Source organism: Pseudomonas sp. PSE14 (genome assembly GCF_029203285.1).
Taxonomy (GTDB): Bacteria; Pseudomonadota; Gammaproteobacteria; order Pseudomonadales; family Pseudomonadaceae; genus Pseudomonas.
This window is the reverse complement of record NZ_CP115669.1, coordinates 3,277,243-3,292,754: the sequence shown is the minus strand read 5'-3', so window position 1 is coordinate 3,292,754 and position 15,512 is coordinate 3,277,243. Positions and strand designations below refer to the sequence as shown.

Annotated in this window: 14 protein-coding genes; 9 read left to right on the top strand and 5 right to left on the bottom strand. The window is 67.0% G+C overall.

Translation table 11 applies throughout. The features are described from left to right. Positions 1 to 88: 88 nt before the first annotated feature. Together O6P39_RS15060 and O6P39_RS15055 are read right to left on the bottom strand one after the other, a co-directional pair. Complete coding sequence (locus O6P39_RS15060) at positions 89 to 865, bottom strand: glucose 1-dehydrogenase (RefSeq protein ID WP_275607312.1); 777 nt, start codon at positions 863 to 865, stop codon at positions 89 to 91. Between the two features lie 14 nt (positions 866 to 879). Then, on the bottom strand, positions 880 to 1,635 hold the full coding sequence (locus O6P39_RS15055) for an SDR family NAD(P)-dependent oxidoreductase (RefSeq protein WP_275607311.1): 756 nt from the start codon (positions 1,633 to 1,635) through the stop codon (positions 880 to 882). Positions 1,636 to 1,873: 238 nt separating this feature from the next. Between O6P39_RS15055 and O6P39_RS15050 the strand changes: the two genes are divergently transcribed. From O6P39_RS15050 to O6P39_RS15040, 3 genes are all read left to right on the top strand, one after another. Then, entirely contained in the window at positions 1,874 to 2,353 is a 480-nt protein-coding gene (locus O6P39_RS15050; protein ID WP_275607310.1) for a nuclear transport factor 2 family protein, read from the top strand. Positions 2,354 to 2,503: 150 nt separating this feature from the next. Then, on the top strand, positions 2,504 to 3,250 hold the full coding sequence (locus tag O6P39_RS15045; protein WP_275607309.1) for an SDR family oxidoreductase: 747 nt from the start codon (positions 2,504 to 2,506) through the stop codon (positions 3,248 to 3,250). A gap of 66 nt (positions 3,251 to 3,316) precedes the next feature. Further along, positions 3,317 to 4,888, top strand: coding sequence for a FadD3 family acyl-CoA ligase (locus O6P39_RS15040; RefSeq protein ID WP_275607308.1), 1,572 nt, complete (start codon positions 3,317 to 3,319; stop codon positions 4,886 to 4,888). Between the two features lie 1,184 nt (positions 4,889 to 6,072). Here O6P39_RS15040 and cysN read toward each other — a convergent pair. The 3 genes from cysN to O6P39_RS15025 all read right to left on the bottom strand — a co-directional run bounded on the left by cysN (position 6,073) and on the right by O6P39_RS15025 (position 9,444). Further along, positions 6,073 to 7,965, bottom strand: coding sequence for a sulfate adenylyltransferase subunit CysN (cysN, locus tag O6P39_RS15035; RefSeq protein ID WP_275607307.1), 1,893 nt, complete (start codon positions 7,963 to 7,965; stop codon positions 6,073 to 6,075). Then, on the bottom strand, positions 7,965 to 8,861 hold the full coding sequence (gene cysD / locus O6P39_RS15030; protein ID WP_275607306.1) for a sulfate adenylyltransferase subunit CysD: 897 nt from the start codon (positions 8,859 to 8,861) through the stop codon (positions 7,965 to 7,967). Before cysD ends, cysN begins: the two co-directional genes overlap by 1 nt. Before the next feature lie 112 nt (positions 8,862 to 8,973). After that, positions 8,974 to 9,444 carry an SRPBCC domain-containing protein gene (locus O6P39_RS15025; protein WP_275607305.1) on the bottom strand — a complete coding sequence of 157 codons (471 nt, stop codon included), beginning with the start codon at positions 9,442 to 9,444 and terminating at the stop codon, positions 8,974 to 8,976. A gap of 152 nt (positions 9,445 to 9,596) precedes the next feature. Between O6P39_RS15025 and O6P39_RS15020 the strand changes: the two genes are divergently transcribed. From O6P39_RS15020 to O6P39_RS14995, 6 genes are all read left to right on the top strand, one after another. Beyond that, positions 9,597 to 10,709: a DUF1214 domain-containing protein gene (locus O6P39_RS15020; RefSeq protein WP_275607304.1), complete on the top strand. Its 1,113-nt coding sequence runs from the start codon at positions 9,597 to 9,599 to the stop codon at positions 10,707 to 10,709. After that, positions 10,709 to 11,872, top strand: a complete 1,164-nt coding sequence (locus O6P39_RS15015) for a sulfotransferase (RefSeq protein ID WP_275607303.1) — start codon at positions 10,709 to 10,711, stop codon at positions 11,870 to 11,872. Before O6P39_RS15020 ends, O6P39_RS15015 begins: the two co-directional genes overlap by 1 nt. Positions 11,873 to 11,894: 22 nt before the next feature. Further along, positions 11,895 to 12,683 (top strand): SDR family oxidoreductase, encoded by a 789-nt coding sequence (locus tag O6P39_RS15010; RefSeq protein ID WP_275607302.1) that lies wholly within the window; start codon positions 11,895 to 11,897, stop codon positions 12,681 to 12,683. Positions 12,684 to 12,692: 9 nt separating this feature from the next. Further along, positions 12,693 to 13,697, top strand: coding sequence for an acetyltransferase (locus O6P39_RS15005; RefSeq protein ID WP_275607301.1), 1,005 nt, complete (start codon positions 12,693 to 12,695; stop codon positions 13,695 to 13,697). Then, on the top strand, positions 13,694 to 14,449 hold the full coding sequence (locus tag O6P39_RS15000; protein ID WP_275607300.1) for a glucose 1-dehydrogenase: 756 nt from the start codon (positions 13,694 to 13,696) through the stop codon (positions 14,447 to 14,449). The genes O6P39_RS15005 and O6P39_RS15000 overlap by 4 nt, the downstream gene beginning before the upstream one ends. A 216-nt stretch (positions 14,450 to 14,665) precedes the next feature. Then, positions 14,666 to 15,109 carry a nuclear transport factor 2 family protein gene (locus O6P39_RS14995; protein ID WP_275607299.1) on the top strand — a complete coding sequence of 148 codons (444 nt, stop codon included), beginning with the start codon at positions 14,666 to 14,668 and terminating at the stop codon, positions 15,107 to 15,109. Positions 15,110 to 15,512 lie beyond the last annotated feature (403 nt).

Below are 15,512 nucleotides of genomic sequence, written 5' to 3'. Positions count from 1 at the left end.
TGCCAGCGGTGGCTGGCGATTGGCCTGGCGAAAGGTCTGGCGAGAGGTTGTGCGGGCAGCCCCTTGGTCCGGGGCTGCCCGCAACAGCTCAGATCGGCGAGCCCGGCAGGCCCGGGTAGTAGGCGCCGGCCGCCACGCCGCCATCCACCGACAACTCGCTACCGTTGCAGTAGCTGGCGTCGTCGCTGGCGAGGAACAGCGTGGCGCGGGCGATTTCCTCCGGCGCGCCGATGCGCTGCTGCGGCACCGTGCGGTACTGTCCGGCCAGTTCGTCGCGCGTGGCGCCGGTGGGGTTGGACATCAGGGTATCGACGCCGCCTGGATGCACAGAGTTGACCCGCACGCCGTGTGGCCCGAGCTCCAGCGCCGCGACCTTGGTCAGGCCGCGCACGCCCCACTTGCTCGACACGTAGGCGGCCAGGGCGTTGACGCCGCGGAGCCCGTCCACCGAGGAAATGTTGACGATCGAGCCGCACCCCTGTTCGCGCATGATCGGCGCCACGCTGTGGATGCCGAGGAAGGTGCCGGTCAGGTTGATCGACAGCGCTCGTTCGAACTCCGCCTTGGACAGTTGCTCGATGGCGCCGAACACCAGCACGGCGGCGTTATTCACCAGCACGTCGATTCGCCCGTGACGCTCCAGAGTGGCCTGCACCAGGCGCTGCCAGTTTCCCTCGCAGCTGACGTCCAGGCGCTGGAAGCTGGCTGCTTCGCCCAGCTCGGCGGCGAGGGTCGCACCTTCCTGCTCCAGGAGGTCGGCGATGATGACGTGGGCGCCTTCGGCGACGAACAGGCGGGCGGTTTCGGCGCCCATGCCACGGGCGCCTCCGGTGATGATGGCGATCTTGTTTGCCAGACGTTGCATGGAAATCTCCTTGTTCAACCCCAGTAGGCCTGGCCGCCATCCAGCGGGATGGTGGCGCCGGTCAGGTAGCGGGCGTTGTCGCTGACCAGGAAGGCCACGGTGCGGCCGATGTCGGCTTCGCAGTCGCCGACGCGCCGCAACGGAATGCTCTGGAAGAACGCCTCGGCCTCTGCCGGATGGGCATCCACCCAGCCGCGCAGCCCTGGCGACAGGGCGTGAGGAGCGATGACGTTGACGCGGATGCCGTCCACGCCCCATTCGCAGGCGGCGGCGCGGCTCAGGGAGCGGATGGCTTCCTTGGTGGCGGCGTAGTGGCCGTAGCCGGAGGCATCCCAGCGCACGGCGGCGGAAGAGGCCAGATTGACGATCGAGCCGTTGCCCTTGAGGTGGGGGTAGCAGGCGCGCATCAGGCGCAGGGTGGCCATCGGCCCCGAGTCGATGCCCTTCATGAAGTCCTCGTCGCTGACGTCGAGGATGCGCCCCAGCGGCACGATCTGCGCGTTATTGACCAGGATGTCGAGGCCGCCGAAGGCCTCCACTACCTGGGCCACGCTGCGATCCAGATCGGCTGCGCTCATCACGTCGCATTCCACCGCGAGGGCCTCGCCACCGCGCTGGCGGATTTCTTCCACTGTTTGCTCCAGCGTGGCGCGGGTGCGACCCGCCACGGCGACCCTGGCACCCTCGGCGGCGAGGGCGAGGGCAATGCCCTGGCCGACACCCTGACCACCACCGGTGACCAGCGCCACCTTGCCTTGCAGCATGTTCATGCGTGATGTCTCCTTATTGTTGTTGTAAGCAGGCGGCACCGCCCGTAACCACCCGAGCGTCGCGGATGGGGCGGCGGCGAGCCTCCCGGCAGGACCTGCGGTGAGGCAGGGAAGGGCAGACTTGCATCGTTCGGGATGGTGGAAATCGGCCGATCGGACTAGGGCTAGTCCCCTTGGACGATGATCGGCTGCAGGCTCGCTGACAGGCTCGTGATTCCCCCTCATCGGAGACAAGCAGATGGCCGAGTCCGTCGAAGTCCTTCTTGAGATCGAGCAGATCCGCCAACTGAAGTACCGCTACTTTCGCGCCATCGATACCCACGACTGGGCGCTGTTCGCCAGCTGCCTCGCCGAGGACGTCACCACCCAGCTGGACAGCGGCAACTACGCCTTCGTCGGCCGCGACGCGTTCATCGCCGGGCTGAAAGGGATGATGGATCGCCCGACCCTGTTGTCGAAGCACCAGGGACACCATCCCGAGATCGAACTCGTCGGCCCCGATCGCGCCCGTGGCGTGTGGTACCTGGAAGACCAGGTGATCGATCTCGATAACGACTGGATCGTGCAGGGCACGGCGTTCTACCAGGACGAATACGTCAAGCGCGATGGCGCCTGGGTGATCCTGTCGACCGGCTACCGCCGCGTGCTCGACAACGTCACGACGCCCATCCCGGCGGATTTTCGCGTGGTGAAGAGCTGGTTCGGCGTAGCGGGTTGAGACGCCGCCGGGGCCATTGCGTCCCCGGCGGGCGTGAGCGATGTCCGGGCTTGCCACCTGGCTAGTCTCAATGGACGATCACCATCCTCCTACGGCTGATTAGACTTTCTCCGCAGGACACCCTCAGAACAACAAGACCAGAGGTACGCAATGAATCGACTGCAAGGCAAGGTCGCGGTGATCACTGGCGCGGCATCGGGCATCGGCCTGGCGTGCGCGCGCTGCTTTTCCGCGGAAGGCGCCCAGGTAGTGGGGCTGGACGTGGGCAGCGCTCCCGCCGAGTTCCCCGGCCTGTTCATGGCCCTGGACGTGCGCAACGAGAGCAACGTCGAGCAGGTGATGGGCGAAGTGGTATCGCGCTACGGTCGCCTCGACGTACTGGTCAATGCCGCCGGCGTCGCCAGCCAGGGTAGCGTTACCAGTTCGCCCACCAGCGAGTGGCAGCGCGTGCTGGACATCAACCTCACCGGCAGCATGCTCACCAGCAAGCACGCCGTGGCGCAGATGGTTGCCCAGCGCAGCGGCTCGATCATCAATATCGGCTCGATCTTCGGTCTGCAGGGGTGCGACGGCAACGTCGCGTACAACGTCGCCAAGGGCGGCATCAACCAACTGACCCGCTCCATGGCCATCGACTACGGCCATGCCAACGTGCGCGTCAACGGCCTCTGCCCGGGCCTGATAGAAACCCCCATGACCCAGATGGTGCGCGAGCAGGAAGCCTTCCACGCCTTCTTCGCCTCGCAGCACATGCTCAGCCGCGCCGGGCAGCCAGAGGAGGTGGCCAAGGCCGCGCTGTTCCTCGCCTCCGACGACGCCTCCTTCGTCAGCGGGCAGATGATCGCCGTCGACGGCGGTTTCTCCGCCGGCCGCCGCTTCGCTCCGCCGCAGGCCTGAGTCTTCAAGGCATCGGGCCGGCATTACGCCGGCCCTTCTTCGGTTTTCGTTCGTGAGTTCCCTGCCATGACCTGCCCGCAATCCGCCCTGACTATCCCCCAGTTGCTTAGCGCCGCGTCGACTGCCTATGGCGAACAGCCGGCCATCGAGGACGGCGACGTCCGCCTGAGCTACCGCCAGCTTGACCGGTGGCGCCGCCGCGCCGCTCGCGCGCTCCTGGCGCTGGGCATCGGCCACGGCGAGCGGGTCGCGGTATGGGCGCCGAACCATTGGGAATGGATAGTCGCGGCCACCGCGTTGCACAGCGTGGGCGCCGTGCTGGTGCCGCTGAACACCCGCATGAAGGGGGCCGAGGCGGGCCTGGTGCTGCGCGAGAGCGGCGCGAGCCTGCTGTTCGTCATCGGCGACTTCCTTGGCAACGATTACCCGGCGCTGCTCGATGGCGAGGAGCTGCCGGCGCTGCGCCAGCGGGTGATCCTGCGCGGCGAGCGTGCTGGTGCCCTGGGTTGGGAAGCGTTCCTGGCGCTGGCCGAGACGGTTGAGGAAGCGCAACTGGACGAGCGCCAGGCGCAGGTCACGGCCGATGACCTGTGCGACCTGCTGTTCACCTCCGGCACCACCGGCAAGCCCAAGGGTGTGATGACCGCCCACGGGCAGAACCTGCGCCTGGTGTCCGACTGGAGCGAAATGGTCGGCCTGCGCCAGGGCGACCGCTACCTGATCGTCAACCCCTTCTTCCACAGCTTCGGCTACAAGGCCGGCTGGCTGGCGGCGCTGATGCGCGGCTGCTGCATCCTGCCGCAGGCGGTGTTCGACGTGAATGTGCTGCTCGAGCGCGTGGCCGCCGAGCGCGTCACCGTGCTGCCCGGCCCGCCGACCCTGTACCAGTCGCTGCTGGCCCATCCGCGCCGTGGCGACCATGACCTCAGCTCGCTGCGCGTGGCCGTCACCGGCGCCGCCTCGGTGCCGGTGGAAATGGTCCGGCGCATGCGCAGCGAACTGGGCTTCGAGACCATCGTCACCGCCTACGGCCTCACCGAGACCTGCGGCTTCGTCACCATCTGCCGTCCGGGTGACGACGCCGAGACCATCGCCACCACCAGCGGCCGCGCCTTCCCGGAAGTCGAGGTGCGCTGCGTGGACGCCCAGGGCCGCAGCGTTCCGACCGGCGAGCCGGGGGAAGTGGTGGTGCGCGGCTACAACCTGATGCGGGGTTACTTCGGCAACCCCGAGGCGACCGCCGAAGCCATCGACGCCGACGGCTGGCTGCACACCGGCGATGTCGGCGTGCTCGACGAGCGCGGCTACCTGCGCATCACCGATCGTCTCAAGGACATGTTCATCAACGGCGGCTTCAACGTGTACCCGGCGGAGATCGAGCAGACTATCCTCGGCTATCCGGGCGTGGCCCAGGCGGCGGTGATCGGCATCCCCGACGAGCGCCTGGGAGAGGTGGCCATGGCCTTCCTGCTGCCGGCGGCGGGGCAGTCCATCGACCTCGACGCCTTCCTCGCCTGGTGCCGCGAGCGCATGGCCAACTACAAGGCCCCGCGCCGGGCCATGCTGCTCGATGCGCTGCCGTTGAACGCCGCGGGCAAGGTCACCAAGGCTGCCCTGCGGGAGCTGGCGGCGAGCTGATACAACCGAATCCTTTGGCTGGTCATGCCCCGCGGGGGAATCTACCCGCGGGGCTTTTTTTTTGCCTGGTGGTTGGCGGATGCATCGCGGATTGGAATGCCCTTCGTAGGAGCGGACTTCGTCCGCGATGCTTTAGCTCTTCGTAGGGTGCATAACGCTTCAAGCGTTATCCGCCGTCTTGCCCGGTGTTCCTGCGCCGCTTCGGCGTGCTCGGATGTCTTCTGTTTCGCCCCCTCGGGCGAGTTACTTTCTCAAACGACAGAAAGTAACCAAAGGTCTTGCCCCATCATCCGGGTCCCGCTTCGCGGGACTCCCCTCGCTCCATCGGAATTTCAGGGGCCCGCGCTGACGGGCCATCCCTGGCCCGACAGCGCTCTCGCGGCATCCATGCCGCTCAACCCCTGAAACTCCGATTCCACTCGGCCTCCTGAAGGGGCACTCGGAGTGCGCGGATATTTATCTGGAAGTCTTAGAGAGCCAGAGCCAGAGCCAGAGCCAGAGCCAGAGCCAGAGCCAGAGCCAGAGCCAGAGCCAGAGCGGAGCTGCGTTCCCGTAGGAGCGGACCTTGTCCGCGAAATCCATCGCGACGGAATCCGTACTGACAGGGAAGCGTCTGGGTTTATCGCCAACCTGTAGGAGCGAGCTTGCTCGCGAACCGCCGGACGCTGATGTGGCCGGGTAATTCTGTTCGCGAGCAAGAACTAGGCGTCCCCCTCGATCCTACGAAAAGCAGTCCATGCACGAAGCAGCCAAAGTTGCAGGCGCGCGCAGAGTCCCGTCAGGAGGCCGAGTGGAGGTATTGCGCAGAGGGGCGAGTGGCATGGATGCCGCGAGAGGCTTGAAGGGCCATGGATGGCCCTTGCGAGCCGACCCTCGGAGCGATACCGGAGCGAGGGAAACGGAGCGAAGCGAAGTAACAGCCGAAGGCTGGCCCGAAGGGTGAGCGAAGCGAATCAGTCCGGCGAAGCCGGACCCGGATGCCGGACGAGACTTTTGCCTACTTTGCGTCGTTTGGCAAAGTAACTCGCCCGAGGGGGCGAAACAAAATCTCCCAGCACACGCCGAAGCGGCGCAGGAACACCGAACAGAACGGCGGATAACGCCAAAGGCCTTATGCGCCCTACGAAATACAAAAAGGCCCGTCCCCCGGTGAGGGGACGGGCCTTGGCGCTTTACCGCTCGGATCAACCCTTGAGCAGAATCTCCACGATCCGCTCCGCAGCCGCTTCCGCCGATTCATGGCGGGTGTCGATGCGGATCTCTGGCGTCAGCGGCGCCTCGTACGGCGAGTCGATGCCGGTGAAGTTCTTCAGCTCGCCGCGCCGGGCCTTCTGGTACAGCCCCTTGGGATCGCGCTCCTCGGCCAGGCTCAGGGGTGTGTCGACGAAGATCTCCAGGAAATTGCCTTCGCCGGCCAGGTTGCGCGCCATGTCGCGTTCGGCGCGGAACGGCGAGATGAAGGAGACCAGGGTGATCAGCCCGGCATCGAGCATCAGCTTCGCCACTTCCGCCACGCGGCGGATGTTCTCCACGCGGTCGGCCTCGGTGAAGCCCAGGTCGCGGTTCAGGCCGTGGCGCACGTTGTCGCCGTCGAGCAGGTAGGTGTGCCGGCCGAGGGCGTGCAGCTTGCGCTCCACCAGGTTGGCGATGGTCGACTTGCCGGCACCGGACAGCCCGGTGAACCACAGCACCCGCGGCGTCTGGCCCTTGAGCGCAGCGTGGGCCTCGCGGTTCACGTCGATGGCCTGCCAGTGCACGTTCTGCGCGCGGCGCAGGGCGAAGTGCAGCATGCCGGCGCCGACGGTGCGGTTGCTCAGCCGGTCGATGACGATGAAACCGCCGGTGTCGCGGTTATCGGCGTAGGCATCGAAGGCGATCGGGCGGTCAAGGTTGAGGTTGCACACGCCGATCTCGTTCAGCTCCAGGGTGCGCGCAGCCAGGTGGTCCAGGCTGTTCACGTCGACCCGGTGCTTGAGGCTGGTGCAGCTCATGCCGACGGTGCGGGTGCCGATCTTCAGCAGGTAGGGACGGCCGGGCAGCAGGGCGTCCTGGTCCATCCACACCAGGGTGGCCTCGAACTGGTCGGCCACTTCCGCCGGGGCGTCGGCCAGGGTGATCAGGTCGCCGCGGCTGATGTCGATCTCGTCTTCCAGGGTCAGGGTCACCGCCTGGCCGCAGACCGCTTCATCCTGCTGGCCGGCGGTACCGAGGATGCCGCTGACCACGCTCTGCTGGCCCGAGGGCAGCACGCGAATGCGCTCGCCGACGCGGATGCTGCCGGCGGCGATGTTGCCGCTGAAGCCCCGGAAGTCCAGGTTCGGCCGGTTCACCCATTGCACCGGCAGGCGGAACGCCGCCTGACTCTGCCGCGATTCCTCCAGCGGTACGCTTTCCAGGTACTGCAGCAGGCTCGGGCCCTGGTACCAGGGGGTGTTCGGGCTGGCTTCGAGCATGTTGTCGCCGCGCAGCGCGGAGAGCGGGATGCACTGGATGTCGTCGAGGCCGATCTGCGCGGCGAAGGCGCGGTAGTCGCGTTCGATGCGCTCGAAGACTTCCTGCGAGTAGTCCATCAGGTCGAGCTTGTTGATTGCCAGCACCACCTTGCGGATGCCCAGCAGGGACACCAGGTAGCTGTGCCGGCGGGTCTGCACCAGCAGGCTCTGGCGGGCGTCGACCAGGATCACCGCAAGGTCCGCGGTTGAGGCGCCGGTGACCATGTTGCGGGTGTACTGCTCGTGGCCGGGGGTGTCGGCGACGATGAACTTGCGCTTGTCGGTGGCGAAGAAGCGGTAGGCCACGTCGATGGTGATGCCCTGTTCGCGCTCGGCGGCCAGGCCGTCCACCAGCAGGGCGAAGTCCAGTTCCTCGCCCTGGGTGCCGAGTTTCTTCGAGTCGGCTTCGAGCTGGCCGAGCTGGTCCTCGAAGAGCACCTTGGACTCGTAGAGCAGGCGGCCGATCAGGGTGCTCTTGCCGTCATCGACGCTGCCGCAGGTGATGAAGCGCAGCAGTTGCTTGTGCTGTTGCTGCGCCAGGTAGGCGCCGAGGTCGTCGCGCGCCGATTGGGTGATGGCGTTCATCAGAAGTACCCCTCTTGTTTCTTCTTCTCCATGGAGCCGGCCGAGTCACTGTCGATCAGGCGGCCCTGGCGTTCGGAGGTGCGGCTGACGAGCATCTCCTGGATGATTGCCGACAGGTCGTCGGCGTCGCTGTCGATGGCACCGGTGAGCGGGTAGCAGCCCAGCGTGCGGAAGCGCACCTTGCGCATTTCCGGGGTCTCCCCGTCGCGCAGCGGCAGGCGGTCGTCGTCGACCATGATCAGGGTGCCGTCGCGGCGCACCACCGGGCGCTCCTTGGCGAAATACAGCGGCACGATGGGGATCTGTTCCAGGAAGATGTATTGCCAGATGTCCAGTTCGGTCCAGTTCGACAGCGGGAACACCCGCAGGCTCTCGCCCTTGCGTTTGCGCGTGTTGTAGAGCTTCCAGAGCTCGGGGCGCTGTTGCTTGGGGTCCCAGCGGTGCTGCTCGGAGCGGATCGAGAACACCCGCTCCTTGGCCCGTGATTTCTCCTCGTCGCGGCGCGCGCCGCCGAAGGCCGCGTCGAAGCCGTAGTGGTCCAGCGCCTGCTTCAGGCCCTGGGTCTTCCAGATGTCGGTGTGCAGCGCCGAGCCGTGCTCGAAGGGGTTGATGCCGCGCTCGACGCCCTCGGGGTTGATGTGCACCAGCAGCTCCAGGCCCAGGCGCCTGGCGGTCTGGTCGCGGAACTCGATCATTTCGCGGAACTTCCAGGTGGTGTCCACGTGCAGCAGGGGGAAGGGCGGCTTGCCCGGGGCGAAGGCCTTCATCGCCAGGTGCAGCATCACTGCGCTGTCCTTGCCGATGGAGTAGAGCATCACCGGGTTCTCACACTCGGCGACCACTTCGCGGATGATCTGGATGCTTTCCGCTTCCAGCCGTTGCAGATGACTCAACATCACTTACCTCCTCGTGTCTTGCCGTCCTCGGGGTCGGCGTGACACCACGGTAGGTAATGCGCCGTCGCGGGTTCTTCGTCCGAGCGGACGAAAAAAACCGCGACGGCCAGACTCAGGCCGGTACCGCGTTCAATGCTTCGGCACGCGCCTTGACCGCCAGGGCCACGGCGTCGAAGCCCTGCTTGACCCACGGGCCATGGTTGGCCATCACCTGATCGGCGGTAGGGCCGAGGAACTGATCGGTGGTCTGGTAGCGGCAGCTGTTCGGGCCGGTGCTCTCGATGATCTGTTCGCGCCGCGCGGCGTCCGGGTTGTCGGCGCTGGCGATCATTTCCCAGGCGAGCAGGCGGTGAGGTTCGAAGTCGGCCAGGTACTCGACCACGTGCAACAACTCGCCGGGACGGGTTGGGTCGGGCAGGAACAGGTTGACCGGCTCGCCCAGGCGCAGGCTCGATTCCACCTTGACGGTGTAGGGGTTCCACTGCGGATAGCTCGGCAGGTCGACCAGGATCGACCAGACCAGCTCGGCAGGCGCCGCGATCTCCACGCTCAGCGAGCGCACCAGGTTCTTCTCTGTGCTCATGGGAGTCTTCCTCCAGACGTGCGCGTCGCACCGCGCGACGCGTCAGAGTCGATACTCGGCGCAAGCGTCTTCGCGCTCCTCGTCCGCTCGGACGAAGAATCCGCACCGGGCTCCTCCCTAAGGTCTGTACAGGCCCACTGGAGGAGACCGAAATGCCCACAGACAGGATCGAACACGAGGTCATCAGCGGCGAAAGCTGGAACCTCTTCTGCGAACAACTGCGCCGCAGCGGCGAACAGATACTGCGCGCCGAGGCGCCCGCCGACGGGCAGACCCGCGCCGAAGGCTTCCGCTACCTGACCCGGCTCTTGCGCATCGCCCTGGAAATGCACCTGGAGTTCGCCGACCCGGACTTCCCCGGCTTCATCACGCCCTCCCACGAGACGGCGAAGATCGGCGCCGACAACCCGGACAACCTGTACCGCTACGCCCGCCTCAATGGCGAGCACCAGTACCGCGTCAGCGGCAGTCGGGGCAGCGTGTTCTACCTGAGCTTCGGCACCCAGAAGGGCGGCTACGAGACCGACGGCAAGATGATCCAGACCGGCTTCATCGACGCCAGCCAGCTGCAGCTCGACGCCGATGGCAACTTCGAGATCATCCTCAGTCAGCACCGGCCGGCCCTTGGCAACTGGCTGCCGATGGAGGCCGCGAGCAACGCGCTGGTGGTGCGCCAGACCTTCCTCGACCGCGCCGCCGAGCAGCCGGCGCAACTGCGCATCGAGCGCCTGGACGGCGCCCAGGCTCCCGATCCGCTGACCCCGCAGCGCCTGCAGCAGGGGCTGACCCGCGCCGCCTCGTTCGTCGAGGGCACCGCGCGGCTGTTCGCCGACTGGGCCCAGGGCTACCAGGCCCACGCCAACCAGCTGCCGCTGGCGGACCAGGCGCTGTGCCAGTCGGTCGGCGGCGACCCGAACATCATCTACTACCACTCCTACTGGGCGCTGGCCGAGGACGAGGCGCTGGTGATCGAGGTCGACCGGGTGCCCGAGTGCGACTTCTGGAACCTGCAGATCAACAACTACTGGATGGAGTCGCTGGACTACCGCTACCACCGCATCTGCCTGAACAAGCATTCGGCGCAGCTCGACGGAGAGGGCGGCGTGCGCATCGTCCTCAGCGCTCGCGACCCGGGCCTGCCCAACTGGCTGGAAACCGCTGGCCACCCCCACGGCACCCTCTGTCTGCGCTGGGTTGGCGCGAAGCAGCCGATGCACCCGACGACCCGCGTGCTCAAGCTCGCCGAACTCAAGGACCTGGTGTGATGGACGATTTTTCCGCAAAAGCCCTGGTGGCCGAGGCCAGCGCGCGTACAGGGGGGCTCGCTGACTTCGGCGAAGGCGACTTCCGCGAGGCGCTGGACGTGCTCGCCATCGCCCTGCGTGACGAGGCCAGACTCTCCGCCCAGGGCCGCGCGCTGCTGCGCGAGAAGCTGCTGGCGCAACTGGTCAACCGCCTGGTGCTGGAGGACTACTGCAAGCGTCACCCGGAAATCCTCCAGCAGCCCATCGACGACCCGCTGGTGATCGTCGGCCTGCCGCGCACCGGTACCACGCTGCTGCAGCGCACCCTGGCGGTGGACCCGCAGTTCAGCAAGGCGCAGTGGTGGGAAACCCGCTACCCGGCGCCGCTTGCCGGCGAGGCGGTCGAAGCGCCGGTCCAGCGCATCGAGCGGGCGCGCATGGAGGTGGCGGGGATGATCGAGTTCCTGCCGCAACTGCTGGCCATCCACCCGCTGGACGCCGAGCAGCCGGACGAGGAATTCATGCTCATGGAGCACTCCTTCCTCTGCGCCATGGACTCCTACGTCAACGTGCCGAGCTACACCGCCTGGCTTGACCGCCAGGACCAGGCCCAGGTCTACCGCTACCTGAAGAAGACCCTGCAGTTCCTGCAGTGGCAGCAGGAACGCCGGGGTATCGCACCGGGGCGCCGCTGGTTGCTGAAGAGCCCGCAGCACCTGCACACCGTGGAGCTGCTGTTCGAGGTCTTCCCCCGCGCCCAGGTGGTGCTGACCCACCGCGATCCGGGCAAGACCATTCCGTCCCTGGCCAGCTTTATCCATACCCTCTGGCAGCTCTACAGCGAGCAGGTGGACCCGCGCGCCGTCGGCAGCCAGTGGAACCAGCGCATGGCCCGCGCCCTGCGCCACACCATGCAGGTGCGTGAAGACTTGCCGGCCGGGCGCTTCCTCGACGTGCGCTTCGAGGACACCTTGAGCGACCCGCTCGGCGTGGTCGAGCGCATCTACGCCTTCGCCGGTCTCGACCTGACGCCGGACTGCCGCGCCGCCATGCAGCGCTGGCTGGCCGACAACGGCCGCGAGAAGCGTGCCGCCCACCAGTACAGCGCCGAACAGTTCGGTCTCGACGAGGCCAGCCTCGAACGCGACTACGCCGACTACCGCCGCCGGCATATCCAGGCCTGATCCCTACACAGGAGAGATTCCCATGTTGCTGAAAGACAAGGTTGTGATGGTTTCCGGCATCGGTCCGGGGCTGGGCATCAAGCTGGCCCTGGAAGCCGCCCGCGAAGGCGCGAGCGCCCTGGCCATCGGCGCGCGCAACGAAGCACGGCTGATCGAGGCCGAGGCGCGCATCCACGCCATCGCCCCCGACTGCGAAGTGCTGCGCCTGCCCACCGACGTCACCGATCCCGCCGCCTGCAATGACTTCGCCCAGGCCACCGTGGCGCGCTTCGGGCGCATCGACGCGCTGATCAACAGCGCCTTCTCCCACGGCGGCTTCCAGGCCGTGGAGGAGGGCGACAACGAGCCGCTGCGCGAGGCCCTGGAGGTCAACCTGCTGGGTTCGCTGAACATGAGCCGGGCGGTGCTGCCGACGATGCAGGCGCAACGCGACGGCGCCATCGTCATGATCAACACCCTCGGTGTGCGCAAGCCCTACCAGGGTGGCGCTGCCTACGCGGCGTCCAAGGCCGCGCTGGCGGCTTCGGTGCGCTACCTGGCGAGCGAACAGGCGGTGCACGGCCTGCGCGTCAACGCCCTGGCCTGCGGCTGGATGTGGGGCGAGCCGGTGCAGGCGGTGGTGCGCCAGACCGCCGCTGCGCGGGGCGTCAGCGAGGAACAGGTGCGCGCCGAGTTCAGCGCCGGCGTTCCCGGCGGTCGAATGCGCACGGACGATGAGTGCGCCCGTGCCGCGCTGTTCCTCGCCTCGGACTACGCCAGCGCGATCAACGGCGCGCAGCTCGACGCCAATGGCGGCGAGCTGATGTACTGAGGTGCGGACATGAGCCTGATCGACCACTGCGCCTTCAACGGCGACGCCGACGGCCTCTGCGCCCTGCAACAGCTGCGCCTGGCCGGGGAACTGGACGCCGGCGTGCGCCTGGTCAGCGGGGTGAAGCGCGACATCGACCTGCTGCGCCGGGTCCAGGCCGGCCCTGGCGAGCGGGTCACCGTACTGGACATCTCCCACGCGCAGAACCACGACGACACCCGACGCCTGCTGGAGGCCGGCGCGCGCCTGCGCTACTTCGACCACCACCATGCCGGCGAGCTGCCCGAGCACGCGGCGTTCGAGTCCTTCATCGACACCGCCGCCGACGTCTGCACCAGCATCCTGGTCGATCGCTACCTCGACGGCCGCTTCCACCGCTGGGCGGTGGCGGCGGCCTTCGGCGATGGCCTGGCCGGTCCGGCGCGGGCCCTGGCGCAGCGCCACGATCTGGCCGCCGCCAATGTCGCGGTGCTGGAGGAACTGGGTCTGCTGCTGAACTACAACGCCTACGGCGAAAGCCTGGCGGACCTGCACTTCGACCCGCTGCGGCTGGCCGCCGAGCTGCTGCCCTATGAGGACCCGCTCGACTTCATCCGGAACAGCCCAAGCTTCATCACGCTGCGTGCCGCCCACGCCGCCGACATGGCGGCGGCGCAAGGCCAGAGCCCGTGGCGCGAGGGGCCTGGCGCGCTGCTCTACCGCCTGCCCACTGAAGCCTGGGCGCGGCGGGTGAGCGGGGTGCTGGCCAACCAGCTGGCGAGCCGCGAACCGCAGCGGGCCGTCGGCCTGCTCAGCGCCAAGGCCGAGGGCGGCTGGCTGTTCAGCCTGCGCGTTCCGGCGGGCGCAGCGCTGGCGGCGGACGCCTTCTGCCGGGGCTTTCCCACCGGCGGCGGGCGGGCCCGCGCGGCCGGCATCAATCATCTCGATGACGATCAACTGGACGAACTGGCCAGCCGCCTGCTGGCCAGCTATCCGCAAATGGCCGGGCAGGCCGCCGAGGAGGCAAGAGCATGAAGCGACTGGAAGGAAAGGTAGCCCTGATCACCGGCGCCGCGCGTGGGCAGGGCGCGGCGGAAGCGCGTCTGTTCGTCGAGCAGGGCGGCCGGGTGGTTATCGCCGACCTGCTGGACGAGGAGGGCGCGCGCCTGGCCGACGAGCTGGGTGATGCTGCGCTCTACCAGCACCTGGACGTGACCTCGGCGCAGCAGTGGGATGCGGCGGTGCAGGCGGCTGAAGCGCACTTCGGCCGGCTCGATGTGCTGGTCAACAACGCCGGCATCCTGCTGCTGGCGCCGCTGGAAGAGTGCTCGCTGGAGAGTTACCGCAAGGTCATCGAAGTCAACCAGGTCGGCTGCTGGCTGGGCATGAAGGCGGTGCTGCCGGCGCTCAAGCGCGCCGGTGGCGGCTCCATCGTCAATCTTTCCTCGACGGCGGGCATGGAAGGCGTGGCCGGTGGCAGCGCCTACGTCGCCAGCAAGTTCGCCGTGCGCGGCATGACCAAGTCCGCTGCGCTGGAGCTGGGGCGCTACGGCATCCGCGTCAACTCGGTGCATCCGGGCGGCATCGATACGCCCATGGCGCGCCCGCCGGAGATGGCCGAGTTCGATCCCTCCGCCTTCTACAGTGGCCTGCCGATTCCGCGTATCGGCCAACCGGAGGAAGTGGCCAGGCTGGTGCTGTTCCTCGCCAGCGACGAGTCCAGCTACTGCACCGGCGCCGAGTTCGTGGTCGACGGCGGCATGCTCGCCGGCGCCACTTTCGGCTGAGGCTACGGGCTTTTCGCTTGCGTCGTGGTCGAGCTTGCAATGGTTTCCAGCTTGATCTCGTGCGAGGCGTGACCCTGGCTGATCGGCGTATAACGCGGAGCGTTATACGCCCTACACAAAGCTCAATCTCGGCGTAGGGCGTACAACCGTTTGCGGTTGTACGCCGCTGCTCCGGGGTTATCGCTCACGTCGTGATTGAGTTCGGAGGAGGATGACATGCTGTCCCTGCAGGAAATCTCGGATCGGCTGGAGATTCAGCAACTGGCGGTGGATTACTCCACGGCCATCGACAGTCGTGACTTCGATGCGCTGGACCGGGTGTTCAGCGCCGACGCCTACATCGACTATCGCGCCATGGGTGGCATCGACGGGCATTACCCTGCGATGAAGAACTGGCTGCGCGAGGCGCTGGGCCTCTTCCCGGCCTATCAGCACATGATCTCCAACTTCTCCATCCAGCTGGATGGCGACCAGGCCAGCGGGCGCATCCTCTGCTTCAATCCGATGCAGATGGATCTGGCCGATGGCACGCGACAGACCTTTTTCCTCGGGCTTTGGTATCACGATCGGTACCGGCGGACCGCTGAGGGCTGGCGCATCGAGCGGCGCTGCGAGGAGAAGAGCTATGCGTTCAATGTGCCGAAGGGGTTGCCGGTCTGAGCGTCGTAGGGGCGGACTTTGTCCGCGGTGCCCTTGTTTTTTGTTTGGGTGTTCAGCGTCGCTTCGGCGTGTGTTGGCAGATTTTGTTTCGCCCCCTCGGGCGACCTACTTTGGCAAACGACCCAAAGTAGGCAAAGGTCTGTGCCCCTGCATCCGGTTTTTCGCTCAGGCGAAAAATACCCTCGCTCCATCGAAGTTTCAGGGGCACGCGCTGACGGGCCATCCCTGGCCCGACAGCGCTCTCGCGGCATCCATGCCGCTCAACCCCTGAAACTCCGATTCCACTCGGCCTCCTGAAGGGGCGTCCGGAGTGCGTGGAGATTTCTCTGGAAGTCTTCAAGAGCCAAAGCGGTGGTTATTTTGTAGGAGCGGACCTTGTCCGCGAAATCCATCGCGGCGGAAT

Excerpts from the sequence above, each read along its gene's own strand:
- O6P39_RS15050 (WP_275607310.1), top strand. The coding sequence starts at position 1,874 with ATGGCCGAGTCCGTCGAAGTCCTTCTTGAGATCGAGCAGATCCGCCAA.
- cysN (WP_275607307.1), bottom strand. The coding sequence starts at position 7,965 with ATGAACGCCATCACCCAATCGGCGCGCGACGACCTCGGCGCCTACCTG.
- O6P39_RS15010 (WP_275607302.1), top strand. The coding sequence starts at position 11,895 with ATGTTGCTGAAAGACAAGGTTGTGATGGTTTCCGGCATCGGTCCGGGG.
- O6P39_RS15045 (WP_275607309.1), top strand. The coding sequence starts at position 2,504 with ATGAATCGACTGCAAGGCAAGGTCGCGGTGATCACTGGCGCGGCATCG.
- O6P39_RS15005 (WP_275607301.1), top strand. The coding sequence starts at position 12,693 with ATGAGCCTGATCGACCACTGCGCCTTCAACGGCGACGCCGACGGCCTC.
- O6P39_RS15000 (WP_275607300.1), top strand. The coding sequence starts at position 13,694 with ATGAAGCGACTGGAAGGAAAGGTAGCCCTGATCACCGGCGCCGCGCGT.
- O6P39_RS15055 (WP_275607311.1), bottom strand. The coding sequence starts at position 1,635 with ATGAACATGCTGCAAGGCAAGGTGGCGCTGGTCACCGGTGGTGGTCAG.
- O6P39_RS15040 (WP_275607308.1), top strand. The coding sequence starts at position 3,317 with ATGACCTGCCCGCAATCCGCCCTGACTATCCCCCAGTTGCTTAGCGCC.
- O6P39_RS14995 (WP_275607299.1), top strand. The coding sequence starts at position 14,666 with ATGCTGTCCCTGCAGGAAATCTCGGATCGGCTGGAGATTCAGCAACTG.
- O6P39_RS15025 (WP_275607305.1), bottom strand. The coding sequence starts at position 9,444 with ATGAGCACAGAGAAGAACCTGGTGCGCTCGCTGAGCGTGGAGATCGCG.
- cysD (WP_275607306.1), bottom strand. The coding sequence starts at position 8,861 with ATGTTGAGTCATCTGCAACGGCTGGAAGCGGAAAGCATCCAGATCATC.
- O6P39_RS15060 (WP_275607312.1), bottom strand. The coding sequence starts at position 865 with ATGCAACGTCTGGCAAACAAGATCGCCATCATCACCGGAGGCGCCCGT.
- O6P39_RS15020 (WP_275607304.1), top strand. The coding sequence starts at position 9,597 with ATGCCCACAGACAGGATCGAACACGAGGTCATCAGCGGCGAAAGCTGG.
- O6P39_RS15015 (WP_275607303.1), top strand. The coding sequence starts at position 10,709 with ATGGACGATTTTTCCGCAAAAGCCCTGGTGGCCGAGGCCAGCGCGCGT.